The 22366-nt window shown below is 67.6% G+C and carries 23 protein-coding genes and 1 riboswitch; of the genes, 9 read left to right on the forward strand and 14 right to left on the reverse strand.

The features are described from left to right. Positions 1 to 87 precede the first annotated feature (87 nt). The gene (locus FG323_RS09425) at positions 88 to 861 is read right to left on the reverse strand and encodes a helix-turn-helix domain-containing protein (protein ID WP_141454262.1); all 774 of its coding nucleotides are present in this window, start codon (positions 859 to 861) and stop codon (positions 88 to 90) included. A gap of 389 nt (positions 862 to 1250) precedes the next feature. Here FG323_RS09425 and FG323_RS09430 point away from each other — a divergent pair, with 389 nt between their 5' ends. Then, positions 1251 to 2597 (forward strand): DEAD/DEAH box helicase, encoded by a 1347-nt coding sequence (locus tag FG323_RS09430; RefSeq protein ID WP_141454263.1) that lies wholly within the window; start codon positions 1251 to 1253, stop codon positions 2595 to 2597. A gap of 105 nt (positions 2598 to 2702) precedes the next feature. Here FG323_RS09430 and FG323_RS09435 read toward each other — a convergent pair whose 3' ends face one another. The 3 genes from FG323_RS09435 to FG323_RS09445 form a co-directional block, all read right to left on the reverse strand. Next, a complete protein-coding gene (locus FG323_RS09435; RefSeq protein WP_141454264.1) occupies positions 2703 to 5048 on the reverse strand; it encodes a TonB-dependent hemoglobin/transferrin/lactoferrin family receptor in 2346 nt (781 codons plus the stop codon). Positions 5049 to 5309: 261 nt separating this feature from the next. Beyond that, entirely contained in the window at positions 5310 to 6221 is a 912-nt protein-coding gene (locus tag FG323_RS09440) for an EF-hand domain-containing protein (RefSeq protein ID WP_141454265.1), read from the reverse strand. Between the two features lie 31 nt (positions 6222 to 6252). After that, positions 6253 to 7050, reverse strand: coding sequence for a DUF4198 domain-containing protein (locus tag FG323_RS09445; protein ID WP_141454266.1), 798 nt, complete (start codon positions 7048 to 7050; stop codon positions 6253 to 6255). Between the two features lie 172 nt (positions 7051 to 7222). On the opposite strand from FG323_RS09445, the gene queD reads away from it, so the two are divergent. Together queD and FG323_RS09455 are read left to right on the forward strand one after the other, a co-directional pair. Then, a complete protein-coding gene (gene queD / locus FG323_RS09450; RefSeq protein WP_141454267.1) occupies positions 7223 to 7576 on the forward strand; it encodes a 6-carboxytetrahydropterin synthase QueD in 354 nt (117 codons plus the stop codon). 321 nt (positions 7577 to 7897) lie between these two features. After that, positions 7898 to 8293, forward strand: coding sequence for a phasin family protein (locus FG323_RS09455; RefSeq protein ID WP_141454268.1), 396 nt, complete (start codon positions 7898 to 7900; stop codon positions 8291 to 8293). Positions 8294 to 8538: 245 nt separating this feature from the next. On the opposite strand, the gene bioD is transcribed toward FG323_RS09455, so the two are convergent. Then, positions 8539 to 9207, reverse strand: a complete 669-nt coding sequence (bioD, locus tag FG323_RS09460) for a dethiobiotin synthase (protein WP_141454269.1) — start codon at positions 9205 to 9207, stop codon at positions 8539 to 8541. 194 nt (positions 9208 to 9401) lie between these two features. Between bioD and FG323_RS09465 the strand changes: the two genes are divergently transcribed. Both FG323_RS09465 and FG323_RS09470 read left to right on the forward strand, forming a co-directional pair. Continuing rightward, entirely contained in the window at positions 9402 to 9887 is a 486-nt protein-coding gene (locus tag FG323_RS09465) for a GAF domain-containing protein (RefSeq protein ID WP_141454270.1), read from the forward strand. A 2-nt stretch (positions 9888 to 9889) separates the two neighbouring features. Further along, positions 9890 to 10273: a TfoX/Sxy family protein gene (locus FG323_RS09470; protein WP_141454604.1), complete on the forward strand. Its 384-nt coding sequence runs from the start codon at positions 9890 to 9892 to the stop codon at positions 10271 to 10273. 7 nt (positions 10274 to 10280) lie between these two features. Here FG323_RS09470 and cobS read toward each other — a convergent pair whose 3' ends face one another. From cobS to cobT, 3 genes are read right to left on the reverse strand one after another with little or no spacing between them, the layout of a single operon-like run. Then, on the reverse strand, positions 10281 to 11027 hold the full coding sequence (cobS, locus tag FG323_RS09475) for an adenosylcobinamide-GDP ribazoletransferase (protein ID WP_141454271.1): 747 nt from the start codon (positions 11025 to 11027) through the stop codon (positions 10281 to 10283). Further along, on the reverse strand, positions 11024 to 11620 hold the full coding sequence (locus FG323_RS09480) for a histidine phosphatase family protein (protein ID WP_141454272.1): 597 nt from the start codon (positions 11618 to 11620) through the stop codon (positions 11024 to 11026). The genes cobS and FG323_RS09480 overlap by 4 nt, the downstream gene beginning before the upstream one ends. Then, positions 11617 to 12681, reverse strand: coding sequence for a nicotinate-nucleotide--dimethylbenzimidazole phosphoribosyltransferase (gene cobT, locus FG323_RS09485; protein ID WP_141454273.1), 1065 nt, complete (start codon positions 12679 to 12681; stop codon positions 11617 to 11619). The genes FG323_RS09480 and cobT overlap by 4 nt, the downstream gene beginning before the upstream one ends. A 162-nt stretch (positions 12682 to 12843) precedes the next feature. Then, a riboswitch (cobalamin riboswitch) is annotated at positions 12844 to 13077 on the forward strand. Between the two features lie 119 nt (positions 13078 to 13196). Here cobT and btuB point away from each other — a divergent pair. Next, the gene (btuB, locus tag FG323_RS09490; RefSeq protein WP_141454605.1) at positions 13197 to 15038 is read left to right on the forward strand and encodes a TonB-dependent vitamin B12 receptor; all 1842 of its coding nucleotides are present in this window, start codon (positions 13197 to 13199) and stop codon (positions 15036 to 15038) included. A gap of 625 nt (positions 15039 to 15663) precedes the next feature. On the opposite strand, the gene dinB is transcribed toward btuB, so the two are convergent. Continuing rightward, complete coding sequence (dinB, locus tag FG323_RS09495; protein WP_141454274.1) at positions 15664 to 16734, reverse strand: DNA polymerase IV; 1071 nt, start codon at positions 16732 to 16734, stop codon at positions 15664 to 15666. A gap of 680 nt (positions 16735 to 17414) precedes the next feature. Next, positions 17415 to 18848: a PLP-dependent aminotransferase family protein gene (locus FG323_RS09500; RefSeq protein WP_141454275.1), complete on the reverse strand. Its 1434-nt coding sequence runs from the start codon at positions 18846 to 18848 to the stop codon at positions 17415 to 17417. 141 nt (positions 18849 to 18989) lie between these two features. Here FG323_RS09500 and FG323_RS09505 point away from each other — a divergent pair, with 141 nt between their 5' ends. Beyond that, positions 18990 to 19313 (forward strand): hypothetical protein, encoded by a 324-nt coding sequence (locus tag FG323_RS09505; RefSeq protein ID WP_141454276.1) that lies wholly within the window; start codon positions 18990 to 18992, stop codon positions 19311 to 19313. 22 nt (positions 19314 to 19335) lie between these two features. Next, positions 19336 to 19548 carry a twin transmembrane helix small protein gene (locus FG323_RS09510; RefSeq protein ID WP_141454277.1) on the forward strand — a complete coding sequence of 71 codons (213 nt, stop codon included), beginning with the start codon at positions 19336 to 19338 and terminating at the stop codon, positions 19546 to 19548. Positions 19549 to 19606: 58 nt separating this feature from the next. Here FG323_RS09510 and FG323_RS19670 read toward each other — a convergent pair whose 3' ends face one another. From FG323_RS19670 to FG323_RS09525, 4 genes are all read right to left on the reverse strand, one after another. Continuing rightward, positions 19607 to 19744 carry a hypothetical protein gene (locus FG323_RS19670; RefSeq protein ID WP_181444151.1) on the reverse strand — a complete coding sequence of 46 codons (138 nt, stop codon included), beginning with the start codon at positions 19742 to 19744 and terminating at the stop codon, positions 19607 to 19609. 101 nt (positions 19745 to 19845) lie between these two features. After that, positions 19846 to 20682: an AraC family transcriptional regulator gene (locus FG323_RS09515; protein WP_141454278.1), complete on the reverse strand. Its 837-nt coding sequence runs from the start codon at positions 20680 to 20682 to the stop codon at positions 19846 to 19848. A gap of 5 nt (positions 20683 to 20687) precedes the next feature. Next, the gene (locus FG323_RS09520; RefSeq protein WP_141454279.1) at positions 20688 to 21017 is read right to left on the reverse strand and encodes a DUF2834 domain-containing protein; all 330 of its coding nucleotides are present in this window, start codon (positions 21015 to 21017) and stop codon (positions 20688 to 20690) included. 180 nt (positions 21018 to 21197) lie between these two features. Next, on the reverse strand, positions 21198 to 21659 hold the full coding sequence (locus FG323_RS09525; RefSeq protein ID WP_141454280.1) for a hypothetical protein: 462 nt from the start codon (positions 21657 to 21659) through the stop codon (positions 21198 to 21200). 132 nt (positions 21660 to 21791) lie between these two features. Between FG323_RS09525 and FG323_RS09530 the strand changes: the two genes are divergently transcribed. After that, positions 21792 to 22301 (forward strand): class I SAM-dependent methyltransferase, encoded by a 510-nt coding sequence (locus FG323_RS09530; protein WP_181444152.1) that lies wholly within the window; start codon positions 21792 to 21794, stop codon positions 22299 to 22301. Positions 22302 to 22366: the final 65 nt, after the last annotated feature.

The following is a 22366-nucleotide window of genomic DNA, read 5'->3' on the forward strand; positions in this document are numbered from 1 at the left end:
CACGTCAGGCCATCGTCCGCACAACAGTCAAAAAGAAAGCGGAGCAAGCTCCGCCCTACGCGTGGGTTGCGAGCAGACGACGCCGGCTTACTCGCGCATTTCGGCGAGCGCGGCCAGGCGCTTGCGATCCTTCAGGCTTACCCGGTGCGGATCGTCGGTGGCAATCAGGCCGTCCTGGCGCAGGCGGGTGAAGCTACGGCTGACGGTTTCCACGGTCAGGCCCAGGTAGTCGGCGATGTCGGTGCGCGACATCGGCAGCACCACTTCATCGCCGCTGTAGCCCTGGCGGCGGCGGCGCGCATGCATGTCCAGCAGGAACGAGGCCAGCCGTTCCAGCGGGGTCATCCGCGCCAGCGACATCAGGTTGTCGCGGGTGGCGTCCAGTTCCACGCAGGCGCGTTCCAGCAGTTCGCGCTCCAGTTCCGGATAGCGCGCGCACAGCGTGCGCATGTCCTGCATGGTGAAGGCGCACAGCGCGCTGTCGACGATCGCCTCGATCGAATGGCGATAGTGGGTGGCGCCGCTGAAGCCGATGAAATCGCCCGGCATCAGGAAGCCGGCGACCAGCCGGCGGCCATCGGCCAGCAGGCGGATCCGGCGCAGCGCGCCGGCGGTGACGGTGAACACCTCGCGGCGGGAGTCGCCTTCCCGCGCCAGCACTTCGCCGGCCTTGAGCGGAATATCGCCGGCCAGGGTCTCCAGCGCCCGCGCCTGGTCCAGCGGCAGCGCCGCGCAGACCGCCAGGTGGCGGACCTGGCAACCGACGCAGTCGCCCTGCGCCGGACCGGCCAGGGGATCGGCATCCCCCCGGCTCCCGGGGACAACGGGCTGTCCGTTGTGACGCAGTACGCGCAGGCTCATTGGGGGGGCGGCCGGGTCGGGAAAACAGGGGCTTATTGTATATCGGCCCGACCCGGCATTCCTTTCGGCTGAATGGAAAACCGCACTTCCCGGTCCCCGAATCCCCCGCTGACGCCCGGAATCGGTTAAAGTGCGCGCCGTTTGCCAGCGGCCGTTCGTTTCCCCAACGGTCCGCCGATGCCGGCCCCCCGCGGTCCCGCATCCGCTCCACTCCGACTGCTTTCGCTGCGCAAACCCGGAGTCGCCATGTGGCGCCTTCCGCCTTTTTCCCCTCTCGCAGCGCGGTTTCCAGGGAACGCTACGGGTAAACGGCCGATCCGCCATCGCCGCCGCGCCTGACCGCGCGTTGTCGGCGCGGGTAGCGTCCGCCGCCTTTGGAGTATTCCGCAATGACGTTCGAATCCCTCGGCCTCGCGCCGGCACTGCTGCGCGCGCTGGATGAGCAGGGCTACACCGAGCCCACCCCCGTCCAGGCCCAGGCCATTCCGCTGGCGCTGGCGGGTCACGACCTGCTGGCCGGCGCCCAGACCGGCACCGGCAAGACCGCCGCGTTCGGCCTGCCGCTGATCCAGTACCTGGCGACCACCCCGCAGGAAGTCGCCCCGCGCGGCGGCCGCAAGCCGCGCGCGCTGATCCTGACCCCGACCCGCGAACTGGCCGTGCAGGTGCACGACAGCCTGCGTACCTACGGCAAGTACCTGCGCATCCCCAGCACCACCATCTACGGCGGTGTCGGCATGGGCAACCAGCTGGACGCGCTGCGCCGTGGCGTGGATCTGGTGATCGCCTGCCCGGGCCGCCTGATCGACCACATCGAGCGCCGCAGCATCGACCTGTCCGGCATCGAGGTGCTGGTGCTGGACGAGGCCGACCGCATGCTCGACATGGGCTTCCTGCCCTCGATCAAGCGCATCCTCGCCAAGCTGCCGCGCCAGAACCGCCAGACCCTGCTGTTCTCGGCCACCTTCGCCGATCCGATCCGCGACCTGGCGCTGGAGTTCATGCACGAGCCGCAGCAGGTGCAGGTGACCCCGAGCAACACCGTCGCCGACACCATCGCCCACCGCGTGCATCCGGTCGACGGCGGTCGCAAGCGCGAGCTGCTGCTGCACCTGCTGGCCGCCGACAGCCGCGTGCAGACGCTGGTGTTCGGCCGGACCAAGCACGGCTGCGACAAGCTGGCGACGTTCCTGGAAAAGAGCGGCGTGCGCGCCGCCGCCATCCACGGCAACAAGTCGCAGGGCGCGCGCCTGCGCGCGCTGGGTGACTTCAAGGCCGGCCGCGTCAACGTGCTGGTCGCCACCGACATCGCCGCGCGCGGCATCGACATCGATCAGCTGCCGCGGGTGATCAACTTCGACCTGCCGATGGTGGCCGAGGACTACGTGCACCGCATCGGCCGCACCGGCCGTGCCGGCGCGCAGGGCGAGGCGATCTCGATCGTCGCCCAGGACGAGGCCAAGCTGCTGCGCCAGATCAACCGCATGCTCAAGCGCGATCTGGACATCGTGGAAGTGCCCGGCTTCGAGCCGCAGGTGCCGATCCGCTGGGGCAACTCGCAGGCCGGCCGCGACGATCGCCCCGCCGGCAACAAGGCCCCGCGCAAGCACAACCGCCGTCCGCACGCCGCCCCGCCGCGGCACGCCCATGCCGGCGGTCCCAAGCCGCAGGGCCAGGGTCGTCGCCAGGAAGGCCGCGGCGCGCGCGGTGGCCGTGGGGGTGGTTCCGGACGCTGATCGCCCTCGCGACAGCCGTCTCCCGAGCAGCCGCGTCGACGTTCGTCGACGCGGCTTTTTCGTTTCCGGCAGGTGCGATGGACACGCGGCGGAAACGGGACCGGCTCAGAAGCTGTACGACACCGACACGCGGTAGTTGCGGCCCGGTTCGCTGTAGCGGCCGATACCCTCGTCGGTGGCGTAGCCGTACAGGTAGAAGTCGCCGCGGGTGACGTTGCGGATACGCGCCCATTGGTAGTAACGCTCGTCCATCAGGTTGTACACGCCGGCGTTGATGCGCAGGTGATCGTTCACGCGCAGGCTGCCGAACAGATCGATCGTCGTGTAGGCATCGCTCAGGAACCGCTGCGGCACCTGGCCGAAGACGTCCGGTTGCAGATCCACGTCGCGGCCCTTCTTGGCCAGCGAATGGGTCAGATTGCCGGTGATGCGCAGGCGATCGTCCCAGCCCTGCCAGCTCAGACCCAGCACGCCCTTGTCCGGGTTGATGCTGTCCAGCGGGCGTCCGTTCTTCTGCTCGCCCTCGTTGTGCGACCAGGCCGTGCGTAGCAGCCAGGCGTCGCCCAGCCGCCACAGGCCTTCCAGTTCCACGCCCTTGACCGTCACCTCGCCGACATTGGCCGGCGTGTTGTAGTCATAGCCGAACCGGCTGGTGCAGGTGCCGCGCGAGCAGGTGCGGTATTCGGTGCCGGGATTGGCGGTCACCCGCGTGTTTTCGATGAAGTTGTCGTAGCGATCGCGGAACACCGAGATGCCGAAACGCGCGTTGTCGCTTTCCCAGCGATAGCCCAGTTCCACGCTCAGGCTCTTTTCCGCCTCCAGATCCGGATTGGCCGCCGCGGTTGGCACCAGCACGGTGTTGCCGGTTCCCACTTCGGTGATCTGGGTGGTGCTGGTGGGCGCGTACATCTCGCCGGTGGTCGGCGCGCGGAAACCGCGCCCGGCCTGCAGCCACAGCGACTGGTTGGGCAGGAACCGGTAGCTGATGCCGGCCTGCCAGGTGGGCGAGGCGAAACTGACGTCGCGCACGCTGCCGGTGGGATCCAGGAAAGTGCCGCCCAGCCGCGGCGAGTAGTCGTAGCGATCGTAGCGCGCGCCCAGGGTCAGCTGCAGGCGGTCATCGAGGAAGCCGATGCGATCGCGCAGGTACAGGTTCCAGGAGGTCGCATCGGTCTTCGGCACCTGCGCCGGGTCCACGGTGGCGGTGTCCAGCGCCCCGGCATTGTTCCAGCGGTAGTCGATGGCGAGGAAGTCTATGTCGCGCTGCTGCCAGGCCGCGCCGTAGACCAGCGCGTGCCGGGTCGAACCAGTGTCCAGGGCCTTGTCGAAGTCCAGCGCCACCCGGTCCAGGGTCTGTTCGGTGGTGCGATCCTCGGCGCGCCGACAGGTCAGCGCGAGCGTGCACGGGGTGGTAACCGGCGTGGCGGGCGTGCTGGACGTGCCGCTGCCGGTCAGGATGCGGGTGATGCCGCGGCTCTTGGTCTCTTGGCGATCGGCCTGCAGCTCCAGGGTATCGAACATGGCGTTGCCGGCGTTCCACCGGTAGCGGATGCCGTAGCGGTCGCGTTCGCTGCTGTCGTCGCCCCAGCGCTCCAGGTAGCCCGGTCCGCTGACCCGGCTCAGGTTGTCGACCCGGTTGTCCACCCGATTGCGTTCGTAGACCACGCCCAACCGGTGCGCATCGCTGATCACGAATTCGACCTTGGCCAGCACGTTGGTGCTGTCGTGATCGATCGGATCCGGCAACCGGCGCGCGCTGCCGGTTGCCACCGCGGTGTTCGAGAACCAGCCCTCGGATTCGTGCGCCTCGCGCCGGGTGTAGACCAGCATCGACTCGATGATGCCGGTGCGATTGGCCAGGGTCAGCGAGCCGAGTTTCTCGTCGTTGTGGCTGGTGTATCCCAGCTTCATGCCGACGTGGGTGTCGTTGCCGTCCTGCTTCAGGTAATCGGCCGGATCCTTGGTGGTGAACACCACCGCGCCGCCCAGCGCGCCGCTGCCGGCGGCGATCGAATCCGGTCCCTTGATCACCTCCACGGTCTTGAGTGAATCAATGTCCAGGCCGCCGCGCCCGGCGCGGAAGAACTCGTAGCTGCGCGCGGTCTCCAGGCTCTCGGCCATGCCCAGTCCGTCGATGGTCAAGGCGACGCGATCGCCCTCGATGCCGCGGATGTTGAAGCCGTTGTCACCGAAGCGGCCCATGTCGACGATGCTGACGCCGGGAATGTAGCGGATGACATCCTCCATGCTCTCCGCCATCTCGTTTTCCATCTGGCGGGCATCGATGACGGTGACGTTCTGGTTGGCGGACTTGCGCTTCTCACGCGCGGCCTTGACCTCGACGGGGTCGAAGGTCTTGGTGCCGTCGGCATCGGACGGGGTTTCCGCGTGCAGGGGGAAGGACAGGCTCGACGCGATGGCCAGCGCGAGCAGGCTGGGGGGCAGCTTCATGGTGGAACTCCGACAGTCGGGAAGGGAAATGCGCGCTTCGATGGGAGCGCTCCGGTCCTGGCTGCCGCCGCCATCGGCGGTCCTGCGTTGCTGGGAAGTGCATCGCGCCGGGGCGATGCGGGAAGTGGGGTGATGCCCGCTAGCGCGGGTGCTGGCAGGGATCGACGCGCCGTCGCGACGGAAGGCGGCGTGCAGGACGCACGCATGGGGACATCCCCTGGAGCGATGTGGTGTTCATCGGCATCCCCATGCCGCTGCCTGTCAGCGTCCCGCGGCAGTGCGGGCCGGCCGTGGCGGCGGCGGCAACGCCGCATCGGCCGCGTCGACCACGCCGTCGCGATTGCGGTCCGCGCCATCGAAGCTGCGTCGCCCGGACACCTGGTACTCGGCGAAGGTCATCCGGCCATCCTTGTCCGTGTCCAGCGCGGCGAAACGCACGCGCGTCTGCTTGTCCGAACCGCCGCCCAGCGCGGCGTAGTGCTGGTCCAGGCGCTGGCGGAATTCCGCCAGGTACTCCTCGCGGTCCAGCGCGCCGTCCCGGTTGGCATCGGTGCGTTCGAACTGTCCGGCGCGGGCGCGATCGAATTCCGCGCGTTCGACCTGGCCGTCGCCGTTGCCGTCGTACAGCGCCAGGAAGCCATCGCCGGTATGCGCGCTCGGCAACTCCAGCCGGCTGCGCCTGCGCTCGGCACGCGCGGCGCGTTCGGTGGCCGCGTCGCCGCTCTTGGCCAGCTCGGCGTTTTCCTTTTCCAGTGCCTTCCGGCCTTCGGCGAATACGCGTTCGCCGGAGGCGTCGAACTCGGCCCGCGACACGCGCCCGTCGCGATTCGCATCCAGCGCGTCGAAGCGGCGGCCGGTCTGGGTGATCTGGTCCTCGCGTGCCTGTTCGCGCGCCTGCCGCGATCGGGTTTCGAACTCGCGCACGTACTCTTCCACGTCCACGCTGCCGTCACGATTGGCATCGGTGGCGTCGAAGCGCTGGCGGCGGAAGGCGTCGAACTCTTCCCAGCCCAGGCGGCCATCGCCGTTGCCGTCATGCTGGGCGATGAAGGCGGTGATGTTGTCGCTGTGGCCCACCACCAACGGGCGCGCGGGTGGCGACTGCCAGGCATTGGCGGCGAGGGGAAGCAGCAGCGCGGTGGCGACCGCGCCGGTGAGGAAGGCGGTTTTCATCGAGGGACTCCAGCGGATCCGGAAAGACGGCTCAGGGTTCGAGCACGCGGAAGGTCAGGGTGTAGCTGTGGCTGTATTCAGCCACCGGCGCACCGGCCGGGGCCGGCGTGCGATGACGCGACAACGCCAGCCAGGTGCCTGCGCGCTGCAACGGAAAACTCACCCGGCCTGCGGCGTCGGTGGTCAGGTTCACGACCTGCGCCTTGCGATCCGACGTCCAGACCGCCTCGGTGATCTCGACCGGCTGGTTGGCGAGCGCCTTGCCGTCATGCTGGACGACGAACACGAACGACTCGCCCACATAGAGGTCGTTGGGATGATCGACCGGCACGAACTCCAGTCCCTGCCCGCGTGCGCGCAGCGCCGCGGTGTCCGGCGCGCCGATGCTGACGTAGGTTTCGGCCAGGGTGAGCGATTGGAAGTTGGACAGGATCTTGGCGCCCGCCGGGATCTTCACCACCGGGTCGCGCGAACTCTCGCGCTTGCCGCCGACTTCCCAGGTGCGGAACAGCGCACCCAGGCGCGGCCCGGTGCTGAACCGATAGGTGCCTTTGCCCTGCGGCATGCGGTGCTCGGCGATCGCGCGGGTCTTGAATACCTGCACCGTGTCCGGCGCGGCGCTGGCGCCGCCCGGCCCGATGATCACGAAGCGGCTGTTGTCGAACGCGGCTTCGGGCACGAAGAAGGTTTCGGCGAAGGCGGCGTCGAGCGCCAGCGTTTCGCCGGCCTGCGGGGCGAAGTTGCTGGGCGAGAGATAGGGCGTATGGGCGGAGGCGGTCGCGAGGGCGGCCCAGGCGAGCGCGCCGGTCAGCAGGGTCAGCGGTTTCATCGTCGGTTCCTGAAGGGACGGAATCGCTGGCGGAACCGGGGACGGCTGCTGGCTGCCGGGCGCATCTTAGATGCAAATGCGAATCGTTACAATCCAGTGAAGACGAAATCTCCCGGAAACAGCCGCCAAGCCGGATTTGCCGCCTTCATGCGCCGCAGCGGACAATACGCGCATGGATATTTTCAAGATCTTCACCCTGGAAGCCGCGCACCGCCTGCCCAACGTGCCGGAGGGGCACAAGTGCGCGCGCCTGCACGGCCATTCGTTCCGGGTGGAACTGCACGTCTCCGGCGACATCGACCCGCATACCGGCTGGGTCATGGACTTCGCCGATATCAAGGCCGCGTTCAAGCCGATCTACGACCGCCTGGATCACCACTATCTCAACGATATTCCCGGCCTCGAGAATCCGACCAGCGAACGCCTGGCCGCGTGGATCTGGGAACAGCTCAAGCCCGCCCTGCCCGGCCTGAGCGAAGTCGTCGTCCACGAGACCTGCACCGCCGGCAGTCGTTATCGCGGCTGAGTGCCCGGACCGGCGACATGCCGGTCGCTGGGTAGGGCACCGTATCGCAGGGTCGAAAACGGGTGGCCCCGCAGACCGCGCGAATCCTTGGAAAACCCGGAAGAAAACGTTTGCACCCTGGCGGTGCGCCTGTGCACGCCCGTTCCCACGCAGCCCGTGGCTTCCCGTTCTCGCCTCCCCTGTTCAGCTTCGTCCCGCAAGCCGCTGATTTTTAACGGGGACTGACCGTTCGTCGGAAAACCATACGCCTGTTATTGCACCGCAACAAAGACCTCGATATGCTGCGCCGCAACATCCTCGTATTCCCTTTTGGAGTGCACCATGTCCGCACAGTTCAACGAGCAGTTCAGCACCTACACGCACCAGTTCGCGGCGGCCGCTGCCCGCGCGAACCGTCTGGCCCTGGAAAGCGCCGAGACCATCTTCGGCGTCCAGCTGAAGACCTTCGAGAAGAACGTCGACGCCACCACCGCCTTCTTCGGCGAGCTGGCCGAAGTGCGTGATCTCGACAGCTACAAGACCCTGTGGCCGAAGGGCGTGCAGATCGCCAAGGACAACACCGAGCGCCTCGTCGCCGCCGGCCAGGAAGTGTTCGGTCTGGCGCTGAAGACCGGTGAAGCCTTCGGCCAGCTGGCCAAGGCCCAGTACGAAGCCGCCACCGACAACGTCCAGGCCACCGTGGCCAAGGCGACCAAGGCTGCCAAGGCCGCCAAGTAATACGGTCAATACCGCTTCAAAGCTCTCTCATTTGCGCGGACTCCCCTCCCGCCGCGCAATCCGGCCCGGCCAGCGCCTCCCCCCTGCCGGGCCTTTTCTTTGAGCGAATCCTTCCCCCGCCTGCGGGGGAAGGTGCCCGAAGGCGGATGGGGGCGCTTTTAGCCAGATCCCACGGCCACCGAAAATCAGTTCTCCCGACAGCCAGAAACTCGAAAGCAACCGCGGAAAAGCCCTCCGCGCCCGACTTACCCCGGCAACACCAACCGCCCCGCCCCCACCACCGGATCCACCGGGACGCCATGCGGCAGCCTTCCCCAGCACGGCGCATCGATGCGCGCCTTCAGCAGTTCGAAGTTCTCATCCCGCCGCGCCATCTCCGGATCCACTTCGCTGGCGATCCAGCCGATCAGCTCCGCACCGTCGGCGCGGATGGCGCGCGCGGTCAGCCGCGCGTGGTTGAGGCAGCCCAGCCGCATGCCCACGACCAGCACCACCGGCAGGCGCAGCGCCCGCACCAGGTCGACCTGATCCAGCGACGCCGATAGCGGCGCCGCCCAGCCGCCCACGCCTTCCACCACCACCACGTCGGCCAATGCCTGCAGTCGCCGGTAGGCATCCACGATCGGCGGCAGCGCCAGGACCACGCCTGCTTCGCGCGCGGCGATCTCCGGCGCCAGCGGTGCGGGCAACGCATAGGGATTGAGATCGGCATAGGCCGGCCGCGGCTCGCTGGCGGCCAGCAACGCCAGCGCATCCTCGTTGCGCCAACCTTCGGCGGTGGACTCGCAGCCGCTGGCGACCGGTTTCATCCCCACCGCACGAAGGCCGCGCCCGCGCAGGGCATGCAGCAGGCTGCTGCTGGCGAAGGTCTTGCCAGCCCCGGTGTCGGTGCCGGTGACGAAGAAGCTGTGCATCCGTTTCCTGTCGCGCTGCGCCCGGTCGGCGCGTGGCCGCCCATCGTAACGGGCCGGTCCGGCGAAGGCAGCCCGCGTGCCAGCGGACATCCGGCATCGGCGCGTCCTGTTTTGGCCGGTCATCACGTTCTCTTCATCAATCCAACCATTTCCCGGCGCACGGGCCCCTCGTGGGTTCGGGCTAGAATCCAGTGATGTCCTTCACCAGCCAGACCCTGACCGGCAGCAAACCGGAACAATACGCGCAGTTGGCCGCCCAGGCGCGCGCCCTGCTCAGCGGCGAAAGCGACCGCATCGCCAACGCCGCCAACCTGTCGGCGCTGGTCTACCACGCCCTGCCGGATCTCAACTGGGCCGGTTTCTATTTCCATGACGGCACCGAACTGGTGGTCGGTCCTTTCCAGGGCCTGCCCGCCTGCGTGCGCATCGCCCTGGACAAGGGCGTGTGCGGCGCGGCCGCGCGCACCCGCCAGACCCAGCGGGTGGAAGACGTGGAGGCCTTCCCCGGCCATATCGCCTGCGACAGCGCCTCGCGCTCGGAACTGGTCGTGCCGCTGGTCAAGAACGATCGCCTGATCGGCGTGCTGGACCTGGACAGCCCGCGGCTGGCGCGTTTCGACGAGGAAGATCAACGCGGGCTGGAAGAAGTCGCCGCCATCTACGTGGAGACGCTGGCATGAGCATCAGCACCGCGAAGATGCGCAACATCGGTCCCAAGTCGGCGGCCTGGCTGCGCCAGGTCGGGCTGCGCACGCAGGAGGATCTGGTCGCGGCCGGTTCGGTGGAAGCCTTCATGCGGGTCAAGCGCGCCGGCTTCCGCCCCAGCCTCAACCTGCTGTACGCGCTGGAAGGCGCGCTGCTGGACTGCCACTGGCAGCACCTGCCGGAGGAACGCCGCAGCGAACTGCTGGTGGCCTACGACGCCGCCGCCGCGCTGCTGCCGCCGCCCCGTGGCCGTCCGGCCGCCGCGCCGGTGACCACCACCACCCATGGGCAGGAAGACGAAGGCAGCGCGCCTTCGATGAACCTGTTCGACTCGCCGGGCGGCGGCGAGCAGGACGACTGATTCCGCCTCAGGACAGGCGCCATGCCGCCGGCGCGAGCGCCAGCGCCAACAACAACAGCGTTTCCAGCACTTCGGTGCTGGCACCCAGGCAATCGCCGGAGATGCCGCCGAGGCGGCGCTTCCAGTACCACGCGGTCAACGGCGCCAGCAGCAGGCACACCAGCAGCGGCGGCGCGAGCCACAGGCTGATCGCCGCCAGCGCCACGCCCCACGCCCAATCCCAATACGCGCCTTCGTTGCGGTACCAGGCGAAGCGTTCGGCCATGCCCGCATGCAGCGGCGGCAACCAGCGGCTCCACAGCAAGGTGGTGGCCCAGCGCGCCCACGCCGGCACCGACAGCACGCCCCACAACCACGCGCCGTCGGCCAGTTCCGCCAGCAGCACGAACTTGGCCAGCAGTTGCAGCACGACCGTGACCACGCCGAACACGCCCATGTGCGGATCCTTCAGCACTTCCAGGAACCTCTGTGGATTGCGGTGCGCCGCGCCGAACGCGTCGGCCACGTCGCCGAGCCCGTCCAGGTGCAACGCACCGGTTACCCAGACCCATGCCAGCAACGCCAGCAGGCCCGCCAGCCACGGCCGCGCGTCCAGCGCCCACAACGGCAACGCCACCAGCGCGCCGATCAGCACGCCCACCAGCGGAAAGTACACCGCCGTGCGGCTGAGTTCCTCTTCACGGAAATCGCGCAGTTGCGGCGTGGGCAGGCGGGTCAGGAACTGCACCGCCAGGATCAGTTTGCGCATGCTCATGCCTGCCTCACTTCGATCAGTTCGCCCCACAGGCGATCCGCCGCGTCGACCTCCACCCGCAGGCGCAGGCGGGTGCCGTAGTCGATGCGCACCGCCCACAGCGACGCCAGCGACCAGCCGCAGGCCCGCGCCAGCGCCAGCCGCAGCGGCCCGGCGTGGCTGACCACCAGCACCGGCAACCCGTCGTCCGGCGACGCCAACGCGCGCAGGGCGCGGTCGATACGCATCTCGAACGCGGTCCACGGTTCGGCGTTCGGCGGCGGATGCGCGCCCGGATCCTGATAGAACGCCTGCAGCGCGCGACGCGAAGCCTCGTCCACCGCGATCGCATCCCGATGCTGTCCGTCCCAGTCGCCGAAATCCCACTCCGCCCAGTCATTGGCGATGTCCACCGGCAACGCCTGCGCGGCGGCCAGCGCCTGCGCGGTATGCAGCGCGCGCTGGCGCGGCGAGCTGATCACCCGCGACCAGGTGATGCCGGCGCAACCGCCGCAGACCGCGTCGGCGGCGCCCGGCAGCAACGGCGGATCGGTGCGGCCGTCGAAGTGGCCGGCCCGTCCGGTCGAGGCGTGGCGCACCAGGTCGAGGATCATGGCGCGTCGTCGCGCCCGGAAACCGCCGCTTCGGCGAACGTCGCCATGCCGGCGTGCAGCGCGCAGGCCAGCCGCAGCAGCGGCACCGCCAGCGCTGCGCCGCTGCCTTCGCCCAGGCGCAGATCCAGTTGCAGCAGCGGGCGCGCTTCCAGCGCCGCCAGCACGCGCGCATGACCGCGTTCGGCGGACTGGTGCGAGAACAGCAGCCAGGGGCGTACCTGCGGTTGCAGCGCGACCGCGGCCAATGCCGCCGCCGAGACGATGAAGCCGTCCACCAGCACCGGCACGCCCCGCTGCGCGGCCGCGATCATCGCGCCGGCCAGCGCGGCGATTTCCAGCCCACCGACACGACGCAGTGCCTCGCGCGCGGGTTGCGCGTGCGCGGCGATGTGCGGACGGTGCAGTGCCAGCGCGTCCGCGATGACCTGCTGCTTGTGGGCGATGCGATCGCCCTGCAGCCCGGTGCCCGCGCCGACCAGTTCGTCCAGTGGCAGTGCCGCCAGCGCGCAGGCCAGCGCACTGGCCGCGGTGGTGTTGCCGATGCCCATCTCGCCGAACACGAACAGATCCGCTTCCGCCGCCGCGCCGATGGCGCGCCGGCCAGCCGCCAGCGCGTGCGCGAGTTCGTCGTCGCTCATCGCCGCTTCCATGCTGAAATCGCGGGTGCCGTGGCAGGGTTTGTCGGTATGCACCCCCGCGATGCCGTGGCTGGCGCGGGTGCCGGCATCCACCACCCGCAGCGGCAGGCCGAGTTCGCGCGCGAGCACCGAAATCGCCGCGCCGCCGTTGGCGAAGTTGTGCAGCATCTGCACCGTCACTTCGGAGGGAAACGCCGACACGCCCTGGGCGACCACGCCGTGATCACCGGCGAACACGATCACCGGCACCCGCGCGGCGAGCGGCCGGTCCCGATGCTGCAGCGCCGCCAGTTCCACCGCCAGGGTCTCGACGCGTCCGAGTGAACCTTGCGGCTTGGTCAATTCATCCTGGCGCGCGCGTGCGCGTTCGGCGTGTTCCAGGGAAGGTTGCCGGCAATCAGCGAGGATCCAGTCGGAAGACACGAGACGATTTTTCTTGCAGCGAGGGAACCGGGATTCTACGGGAGGCGTTCTGCGCCCTCATCCGCCCCGGCGCATCTCGCGCTGCAACCGCTTTCCGTCGATGCGGACGCCGGCCGGCGCGCTCCGCACGTCCGCCGGACCGGTATCTGGTAGGATCGCCGCGCTTTCTGGTGACCCGCGGGCGGTTCCGCTCCGGGTTGAAACGGGAAGCCGGTGAGCCCCCGCACGCGGATTCCGCGCTGCCAAGGAGCAATTCCGGCGCTGCCCCCGCAACGGTAAGCGAGCCCAGGACAGGGCAAACGCCACTGTGCATCCGCACGGGAAGGCGCCCTGGCCAGCGATGGTCCGCCATCGCGCTCGCAAGCCCGGAGACCGGCCCGAAAGACGACTGGTTGCGACGCGGCGGGCGTTGCGGCGGCGAGCGCCGTGCGTGCGGCCGTTTCCGCTGTCTTCCCGTTCCCGCGTTGCCGCCCCCCCTCGTTATGCCGCGCGGGAGCGCGCGGCGCATGGAGCCGATTGCAATGCCATCCATCCGTACCCTGTCCCTGGCCGTCACCCTGGCGCTGCCGGGCGTGGCCCTCGCCCAGGACGCCGCCACCGAACTGGACGACGTCGTCGTCACCAGCACCCGCACCGCGATCGCCCTGGAAGACAGCCTGGCGCCGGCGCAGGTCATCGACCGCGCCGACATCGAGCGCAGCCAGGCGACCTCGCTGCAGGATCTGCTGCGCGGCCGCGCCGGCATCAACCTGACCAACGCCGGTGGTCCGGGCAAGCAGACCTCGCTGTTCCTGCGCGGCACCAATTCCAGCCACACCCTGGTGCTGATCGACGGCGTGCGGGTGAACTCGGCCGATTTCGCCGCCGCCGCCATCCCGGATCTGCCGCTGGCGCAGATCGATCGCATCGAGATCGTGCGCGGCCCGAACTCCAGCCTGTACGGCTCCGAGGCGATCGGCGGCGTGATCCAGATCTTCACCCGCCGCAACCAGGGCACCTACGCACCGCACTTCCAGATTGGCGGCGGCAGCAATGGCCTGCGCCAGGCCAGCGCCGGCTTCGGCGGCGGCGGCGAGCGCGGCTGGTTCGGCGCGGATGCTTCCTACCAGCGCACCGACGGCATCAATGCCTGCCGCGGTTCGGCCACGCTGTTCAAGGGCTGCTACGCGGACGAACCGGATCGCGATGGCTACCGCAATGTCTCGGCCAGCCTGCGCGGTGGCTACAAGCTGACCGACACGCTGAGCGCCGAGGCCAGCGCGCTGCGCGCCGAAGGCGCGAACCGGTACGACGGCTACTACAACTACACCGAGAACGTGCAGCAGGTGTTGAATGGCAAGGTCCGCTACGTGCCGACCGACCGCTTCGCCCTGACCGTCAACGTCGGCCGCAGCGACAACGAGACCGACAACTACCGCAACGAAGTCGATCACGACAGCACCCACAACACCCACCGCGACACCGCCAGCGCGCAGGCCGACATCGGCCTGGGCCAGGATCAGTTGCTGACTGTCGGCGCGGACTGGTACATCGACCATCTCGACAGCACCACCGACTACGCCGCCGACAGCCGCCGCAACACCGCCGGCTTCGTCGAGTACCAGGGCAAGTTCGGCGCCCACCAGTTGCAGGCCAGCGTGCGCAACGACGACAACGAGCAATTCGGCAACCACACCACCGGCAACCTCGGCTGGGGCATGGGCTTCGGGCGCGGCTTCAAGCTCAGCGCAACCTACGGCACCGGTTTCAAGGCGCCGACCTTCAGCGATCTGTACGACCCGTGGAGCGGCAACCGCGACCTGGAACCGGAGAAGTCGAAGAGCCTCAACGTCGGCATCGCCCAGAATGGCGACGCCTGGCGCTGGGCGCTGGATCTGTACGAGACCCGCATCGACGATCTGATCACCTATGACGGCACCCGTTTCGCGATGGTGCAGGTGGACGAGGCCCGCATCCGTGGCGCCGAATTCACCGTCGACGTCACCCTGGCCGGCTGGGATCTCTCCGCCCAGATCAGCCACACCGATCCGCGCAACCGCAGCGCCAGCAACAACGACAAGCTGCTGCCGCGCCGCGCGCGCAACACCGGCCGCATCGACGTGGATCGCGCGTTCGGCGACTTCCGCGTCGGCGCGACCGTCAATGGCGCGGGCTACCGCTACGACGAGCTGACCAATGCCACCCGCCTGGGCGGCTTCGCCACCGCCGACCTGCGGCTGGAATACGCGGTCACTCCGGAATGGACGCTGCTGGCCAGGGTCGACAACGTGTTCGACCGCGAATACGAAACCATCGCCTGGTACCACCAGCCCGGCCGCGAATACGGCCTGAGCCTGCGCTACCAGCCCAAGCGCTGATTGCGTGCATGAAAAAGCCCGGCAGACGCCGGGCTTTTTTTGCCATCCCTCCCTTGTGGGAGCGACGTAAGTCGCGATACCGGAAAGCCGGAAACTCCGGAAAAGTTCGCGACTCACGTCGCTCCCACAGGGAAACATCCAGGTTACGAGGCGTCTTTGAACAACCCCGGCTGCTCGACCGCGAGTGCCGGGCTCTCTTGTTGCCCTCCGCCCGTGTGGGAGCGACGTAAGTCGCGATACCGAAATGCTGGAAACTCCGGAAAAGCTCGCGACTCACGTCGCTCCCACAGGGAAACGTCCAGGTTACGAGGCGTCTTTGAACAACCCCGGCTGCTCGACCGCGAGTGCCGGGCTCTCTTGTTGCCTTCCACCCGTGTAGGAGCGACGTAAGTCGCGATACCGGAAAGCCGGAAACTCCGGGAAAAGCTCGCGACTCACGTCGCTCCCACAGGGAAACATCCAGGTTACGAGGCGTCTTTGAACAACCCCGGTCGCTCGACCGCGAGTGCCGGGCTCTCTTGTTGCCTTCCACCCGTGTGGGAGCGACGTAAGTCGCGATACCGGAAAGCCGGAAACTCCGGGAAAAGCTCGCGACTCACGTCGCTCCCACAAGGAAAAATCCAGGTTACGAGGCGTCTTCGAACAACCCGGGCTGCTCGACGACATCCTCGCGATCGCGGAAACCGGACAGGCCCACGCCGACCAGCCGGTACAGGGTGTCCGCCGGCAGGTCCACGCGATCGCGCAGGGCCAGCGCGATGGCGGTGAACTCCTCGGCGGTCGCCGGCGGCACCTCGGGAGTGAAGCTGCGGGTGAGGATGCGGAACTGCGCGGTCTTCAGCTTCAGCACCACGGTACGACCGACGCGGTCAGTCTTGCGGGTCGCTTCCCAGGTCTTGCCGGCCAGCCGGCGCACCTGCTCGTCGATGGCCGACAGCGGCACGTCGCGTTCGAAGGTGTCCTCGGAGGAAATCGACTGTACCGGCTGGTCAGGTTCCACCGGGCGTTCGTCGATACCACGCGCGCGCCGGAACAGGCTGCCGCCGAAGCTGCCGAAGCGCTGTTCCAGTTCCACCTGCGGCCACTCGCGCAGCTCGCCCACCGTGCGGATGCCCAGCGCATGCAACTTGCCCAGCATCACCTTGCCGACACCGGGAATCCGCTCCACAGGCAGCGGTGTGAGAAAGGCATCTACCTGTCCCGGCTTGACCACGAACAGGCCATCGGGCTTGCGCCAGTCCGAGGCGATCTTGGCGAGGAACTTGTTCGGCGCCACCCCGGCCGAAGCGGTCAGCGCGGTTTCCTCGCGGATCTGCGCACGCACGGCCTCGGCGATGGCGGTGGCCGAAGGCAGGTCGGTCTTCGGCACGGTCACGTCCAGATAGGCTTCGTCCAGCGACAGCGGCTCGACCAGATCGGTCTGGCGCAGGAAGATCTCGCGCACCTGCCGCGACACCGCCTTGTAGCGCGTGAAATCCGGCGGCACGAAGATGCCCTCCGGGCACAACCGCTCCGCGCGCACCGCCGGCATCGCCGAACGCACGCCGAAGGTACGTGCCTCGTAGGAGGCCGCGCACACCACGGAACGACTGCCGCGCCAGGCCACGATCACCGGCTTGCCGCGCAACGAAGGATCATCGCGCTGCTCCACCGATGCGTAGAACGCGTCCATGTCGATGTGGATGATCTTGCGCATGCCGGCGGTATTGTAAGAGTCCTGCCGCCTCCTTTTCCTGGGGAAGTGATGTCGGTTGGGATGGCGGGAACCTGACCCTGAGGAAAAGCTCGCGACTCATGTCGCTCCCACAAGTGGGGTGTGGGCGGCAGGGCCAAGGACTCGAGATTTTCCTTGTGGGAGCGACGTCAGTCGCGATGACGGGAACCGCCTGCTGAGGAAAAGCTCGCGACTCATGTCGCTCCCACAGGTGGGGGTATGGGTGGCAGGGCCAAGGACTCGAGATTTTCCTTGTGGGAGCGACGTCAGTCGCGATGGCCGGAATCGTCCGCTGAGGAAAAGCTCGCGACTCATGTCGCTCCCACAAGTGGGGGTATGGGTGGCAGGGCCAAGGACTCGAGATTTTCCTTGTGGGAGCGACGTCAGTCGCGATGACGGGAATCGTCGGCTGAGGAAAAGCTCGCGACTCATGTCGCTCCCACAGGTGGGGGTGTGGGTGGCAGGGCCAAGGACTTGAGGTTTTCCTTGGGGGAGCGACGTCAGTCGCGATGACGGGAACCGCCTGCTGAGGAAAAGCTCGCGACTTACGTCGCTCCCACAAGTGGGGGTATGGGTGGCAGGGCCAAGGACTTGAGATTTTCCTTGTGGGAGCGACGTCAGTCGCGATGGCCGGAATCGTCCGCTGAGGAAAAGCTCGCGACTTACGTCGCTCCTACGGGGGTCAGGAAGGTGGTGGCCAGTGCGCCCAGGGTCGTGATGGCCTGTTCGGCGCGTGCGTCCAGCGGGTGGCCGTAGTTGAGGCGGATGCAGTGGCGAAAGGCGCGGCTGGCGGAGAACATCGGTCCGGGCGCCAGGCTGATGCCCTGCGCGAGCGCCTGCCGGTGCAGGGCCAGCGCATCGACCTGCGGCGGCAGTTCCACCCACAGGAAGTAGCCGCCCTGTGGCCGGGTCATCCGCGTGCCCTCGGGAAAATGGCGGGCGATCGCGCCCATGTATTCCTGCTGCTGTTGCTCCAGCGTCCTGCGAAGGCGCCGCAGATGGCGCTCGTAGCCGCCTTTTTCCAGGTACGCGGCCAGGCCGAGCTGGCTCGGCGCCGAGGTCGCCAGCGAGAACGTCAGCTTGTGGTGGGCGATTTCGCGCCGGTAGCGGCCCGGCGCCACCCAGCCCACCCGATAGCCCGGCGCCAGGCTCTTGGAGAACGAACCGCAGTGCAGCACCCCGCCAGCGCGGTCGAAAGCCTTGGCCGGCAACGGACGACGTTCGCCGAAGTACAGCTCGGCGTACACATCGTCCTCGATCAGCGGGACGCCGTGGCGTTCCAGCAGATCGACCAGCGCGCGCTTCTTCTCCTCCGGCAGGGTGCAGCCCAGTGGATTCTGGAAACTGGTCATCAGCCAGCACGCCGCCGGACGATGGCGTTCGATGGCCTGCGCCAGCGCGTCCAGATCGATGCCCTCGCGCGGATGGGTGGGCACTTCCAGCGCGTGCAGGCCATGCCGTTCCAGCGCCTGCAGCGCGGCATAGAAGCAGGGCGATTCCACCACCACCGTATCGCCGGGCCGGGTGACCGCCTGCAGGCACAGGTTCAATGCTTCCAGCGCGCCGTTGGTGATGACGATCTCCTCGGCCGACACCTGCATGCCGGCAATCAGATAGCGCAGCGCGATCTGCCGGCGCAGCTGGATCTTGCCGGGGGTCAGATCGTCCACCGTGCCCCACGGATCCAGCGATTGCGCGGCGCCGGCCATCGCCCGGCCCAGCTTGTCCAGCGGGTACAGCAACGGGCTGGGAAACGCTGATCCCAATGGCACCACCTCGTGCGCCATCGCCGATTCCAGCACTTCGAACACCAGCTCGCTGACGTCCACCGGCCGCGCGCCGTCGACCGGTTGCGAGGCGCGCTCCGGCTCCGGCGGCAGCGGGCGGGCATCGTCGGCCACGTAGTAGCCCGAGCGTGGGCGCGAACGGATCAGGCCGCGCGCCTCCAGCAGGTAGTAGGCCTGGAACACCGTGGCGGGGCTGACCTTGCGGCGGGCGCTGGTCTGGCGCACCGACGGCAGCCGCTGGCCCGGCCGCAGCAGGCCCTCGCGGATGGAGCGGGCGACGTCCTCGGCCAGGGATTCGTAGCGCTTCATTTCATCCTTTTAAATCAATCAGTTGAATGAAGAAACCGTCAACTGATCCGGTTTTTTGGAGAGGATTCTGATTCTTGGAGAACTGCACCGCAATCCCTAGGATCTCCTTCAGACTTCTCCCCTCCCCGCCGCCGCAAATCGATGAACGCACAGGTCGAACTCAATCTGGCCCTGATCCTGTTCCTGCCCTGGTTCGCGATCCTGGCCGCGCTGTACTGGATCTATCCCCGGCAACGGCGTGGCACCGGCCGGCGCCTGTTCGACACCATCGCGCTGGTGCTGGCCACCGCGCTCTCCGCCTGGGGCATGCACTGGGGGTTCCTCAACGCCGATCCCAACGCCGGCGCGATCTGGAAACAGGTGCTTGCCACCTCGGTCGCCTACGGCCTGTTCCTGATGGTGATGACCCTCGCCATCGCCGTGCGGGCCTGGTGCATGCCCGCTTCCCCCGCGCGAGCCCGCTGACGCGCGCCCACTTCACCGGATCATGTCCATGAAACTCCTGCTCGTCCTCGGCTTTCTCGGCATCATCATCTACAACCTCGGCGCCGGCCTGTACTACATGCTGGTCGACACCGGCGGCAGCAAGCGCACCGTCAATGCGCTGACCCGACGCATCGGCTTCTCGGTGGCGCTGATCGTGATCGTGATGATCGGCATCGCCAGCGGCTGGATCCAGCCGCATGGCGTGCTGAACTGATCCCGCCGCCGGCGGATGGCGCGCTTCCACCGCGCGCCATCCAACCGGTTGCCGGCGTTCAACGACGCGCTTCGGCTTCACGCAGCTTCTGCGCGCATTCCTCGCAGCACACCTCCACGGTGTTGCCGCCGATGGTGACTTCGACGGCGTTGCCGTCCAGCGGGTAATCGCAGACGGCGCAGGTCTTCTCGCTCATGACACTCTCCGGTAATTGCCCGGCCGTTCCGGGCAGGCACAGGAGACCATCGCGGCGACGGCGGCGCTGTCGGATTCTTTAGCGATTCGATACCAACGCGCTCACCCGCTCTTGGCGAGCGCGGCCTGGCGGAACGCGCTCGGCGTGCGCCCATGCACCTGCTTGAACGCGGCGGCGAAATGGCTGTGGCTGGAGAAGCCAAGATCCTGCGCCAGCGCCGACATGTCCTCGCAACCGGCGACGAGATCCAGCGCGCGCGCCAACCGCAGGCGCAGGTGGTAGCGGTGCAGCGGCATGCCTTCGACCTGCTGGAAGACCTGGGTCAGGTACACCGGCGATCCACCGATCTCCGTCGCGATGTCAGCCAGGCTCCAGCGCCGGCCCAGATCGCCGGCCAGCAGCACCTTCACCCGATCCACCAGCCGACGGCGCGCGCGGGTCGCGGTGGCGCCGTGGCTGGTGCGTGGGCCCAGACTGCGGCACAGCAGGGTCAACCCCAGGCTTTCGGCTTCCAGGGGTTCGATCGCGCGGTGGCGCAGGCTGTGGCGGAGCAGCGCCACCAGCGCCTGCGCACGCGGATCGATGCGACGCGATTGGGCACGGAAAAGCGCTTCCCCGCCTCGTTGCAGCAGATCGGCCGGCGCCAGCTCGCCCAGCAGCATCGGCGAAATCGACAGCACCAGGCTGGCGTCGCCACCCGCCACCGGATGGCTGACCTGATAGCCCTCTTCAGCATTGAAGAACAGGACGTGGTTGGCATCGGCCACCGATTGCTCAGCGCCGACATGGCGCAGGTACAGGCCGCGATAGGGAAACACCAGATGAGTGACCCGCGCGCATTCCTCCGCGCTGCGATGGCGGCATTGACCGCGGCACAGCACGTCCGTGATCCCGACGGTGCCGGTGTCCAGCAGCGGATGGACGGTGAATTCGGACATCGCGATCAGTGCTTCGCCGGTGGTGGTCGCATCGCCAGGTGGCGTTCGCGCAACCACAGGAACCACGGCAACGCCAGCGACACGCCCACCGACAACCCCAGCAGCGGCAACCACCAGCGGCGCATGCCCAGCCGCCGCCCTTCGACGGCCATCAGCGCGATCACCGCGATGCCCGACACCAGCACGTCCGCCCAGGCGAAGCCGGCAATCGGCGTGGCGAAAGCCTGGCGCGCCAACAGAGGCAGGTCGAAGCCGTGCTCGGCGATCCATGGCCATAGCCACGAGAGCGGCCAGAACGTTCCCAGCAGGCACAACAGCGCGTAGACGGTTCGCATGTCTCATCCTGGCAGGTCGATGGGCCGATGATAGGCCCGGCTCCTTGGCGTCGCCACGGCCGATTGAAGCGGCTGCGGGCCGGACGCGCTGTCGAAATCTTTAGCGGTTTCCTGGTCCTACCCGGTGAAGCGAATCAGGCCCCCGAATTCGCTCCGTCAGGACCACTCCATCAGGGGCATTCAGTCGCCAGGCCCTGGTAACTTCAACACGGATACCACGCACAGCGTCCCCGGCCATTGAGCTCCGTGCCCCCGCGACTTCGCAGTAAAGATACCCGTCAGTTGGACACGTTGTCGGCTGTATTCGGCATCCATACTGCGTACCCAGATTTGCTTGTCGAAATCACCGCTGTAGCTCTCTGCCTCGGGCTCCGGATGCAGCGCGGCGTGCTCGAAGTAGGCGTAGTAGTAGCCTTCCACGCGAACGAATGTCCCTTCATACGCGGCGGGTCGGGCGGCGAGATCCGCCAGTTCCACCGTCTTGGCCGCTCCTCGCGTGGAGGGACATTCTTCCAGTGCCGACCCCGACCAGCTGTACTTCGTCGCAGGGACATCTTCTACCCGGTGGCAAGCCGTCAGTACGGTCATTCCCAGCAGGATCAGGCAGGCATGACGACGTGACCATCCGGTGAACATGCTCATCCTTCAATCATCCCTCTCTGGTTGCGGATGTCGCACAGCCTCTCCCAAGGGCCCGGATGGGCCCAAGCAGCCATGCGGGACGGCACTGTCCATCTTTCGGAGCCTCGGTATAGTCCCGCACAGGAGGTTCACATGGCTTCCATCGTTCCACCGCGCATCCGTTGGGCCGTTGACGGCCTGGGGCTGTCTTCATGGCATCGCGTGCTTGAAATCGGTTGCGGCAATGGCGCGTCCTGCACGCCGATTTGCGAACGGACAGGTATCGGCCAATATCTTGGAATCGATCGTTCGGAAAAGATGATCGCCGCAGCCCGACACCGCAATGCGGCCTGGATGGCAAGTGGCGTGGCGGTTTTCGAATGCATCGACGCAGCATTACTCGAAATTTCGGGTACATGCTTCGACCGCATCCTGGCGATCAACGTCAACCTGTTCTGGCGGCAGGCCGACGCCACGCTGGAACGCCTGTATCCGCTGTTGGCACCGGAGGGACAGCTTCACCTGGTCTTCGAACCGCCCCGTGCCGCGCAGATAACCGATATCGCCCACGCCTGCATGCATAGTCTCTCGCTGTACGGCTTCCGGAGCTTCGTCCAGCGTCGCGAAGACAGATACTGGTGCGTGCAAGCCGTACATCGCTAGTCCCACACCACTTCCGGCCGACTCATCCGTCCGCACGAATTCATATTGGCGAACGGACATTTGTG

This window comes from Pseudoxanthomonas sp. z9 (assembly GCF_006542425.1).
Lineage (GTDB): Bacteria > Pseudomonadota > Gammaproteobacteria > Xanthomonadales > Xanthomonadaceae > Pseudoxanthomonas_A.

What these genes read in the sequence shown, in the direction of transcription:
- FG323_RS09530 (WP_181444152.1), top strand. Translation starts at nt 21,792, where the DNA reads ATGGCTTCCATCGTTCCACCGCGCATCCGTTGGGCCGTTGACGGCCTG.
- FG323_RS09480 (WP_141454272.1), bottom strand. Translation starts at nt 11,620, where the DNA reads ATGATCCTCGACCTGGTGCGCCACGCCTCGACCGGACGGGCCGGCCAC.
- FG323_RS09445 (WP_141454266.1), bottom strand. Translation starts at nt 7,050, where the DNA reads ATGAAACCGCTGACCCTGCTGACCGGCGCGCTCGCCTGGGCCGCCCTC.
- FG323_RS09425 (WP_141454262.1), bottom strand. Translation starts at nt 861, where the DNA reads ATGAGCCTGCGCGTACTGCGTCACAACGGACAGCCCGTTGTCCCCGGG.
- FG323_RS09430 (WP_141454263.1), top strand. Translation starts at nt 1,251, where the DNA reads ATGACGTTCGAATCCCTCGGCCTCGCGCCGGCACTGCTGCGCGCGCTG.
- cobS (WP_141454271.1), bottom strand. Translation starts at nt 11,027, where the DNA reads ATGAGCATGCGCAAACTGATCCTGGCGGTGCAGTTCCTGACCCGCCTG.
- FG323_RS09435 (WP_141454264.1), bottom strand. Translation starts at nt 5,048, where the DNA reads ATGAAGCTGCCCCCCAGCCTGCTCGCGCTGGCCATCGCGTCGAGCCTG.
- FG323_RS19670 (WP_181444151.1), bottom strand. Translation starts at nt 19,744, where the DNA reads ATGAGCGAGAAGACCTGCGCCGTCTGCGATTACCCGCTGGACGGCAAC.
- FG323_RS09500 (WP_141454275.1), bottom strand. Translation starts at nt 18,848, where the DNA reads ATGAAGCGCTACGAATCCCTGGCCGAGGACGTCGCCCGCTCCATCCGC.
- FG323_RS09465 (WP_141454270.1), top strand. Translation starts at nt 9,402, where the DNA reads ATGTCCTTCACCAGCCAGACCCTGACCGGCAGCAAACCGGAACAATAC.
- FG323_RS09505 (WP_141454276.1), top strand. Translation starts at nt 18,990, where the DNA reads ATGAACGCACAGGTCGAACTCAATCTGGCCCTGATCCTGTTCCTGCCC.
- bioD (WP_141454269.1), bottom strand. Translation starts at nt 9,207, where the DNA reads ATGCACAGCTTCTTCGTCACCGGCACCGACACCGGGGCTGGCAAGACC.
- FG323_RS09525 (WP_141454280.1), bottom strand. Translation starts at nt 21,659, where the DNA reads ATGAGCATGTTCACCGGATGGTCACGTCGTCATGCCTGCCTGATCCTG.
- FG323_RS09510 (WP_141454277.1), top strand. Translation starts at nt 19,336, where the DNA reads ATGTCCATGAAACTCCTGCTCGTCCTCGGCTTTCTCGGCATCATCATC.
- FG323_RS09440 (WP_141454265.1), bottom strand. Translation starts at nt 6,221, where the DNA reads ATGAAAACCGCCTTCCTCACCGGCGCGGTCGCCACCGCGCTGCTGCTT.
- FG323_RS09515 (WP_141454278.1), bottom strand. Translation starts at nt 20,682, where the DNA reads ATGTCCGAATTCACCGTCCATCCGCTGCTGGACACCGGCACCGTCGGG.
- dinB (WP_141454274.1), bottom strand. Translation starts at nt 16,734, where the DNA reads ATGCGCAAGATCATCCACATCGACATGGACGCGTTCTACGCATCGGTG.
- FG323_RS09455 (WP_141454268.1), top strand. Translation starts at nt 7,898, where the DNA reads ATGTCCGCACAGTTCAACGAGCAGTTCAGCACCTACACGCACCAGTTC.
- FG323_RS09520 (WP_141454279.1), bottom strand. Translation starts at nt 21,017, where the DNA reads ATGCGAACCGTCTACGCGCTGTTGTGCCTGCTGGGAACGTTCTGGCCG.
- queD (WP_141454267.1), top strand. Translation starts at nt 7,223, where the DNA reads ATGGATATTTTCAAGATCTTCACCCTGGAAGCCGCGCACCGCCTGCCC.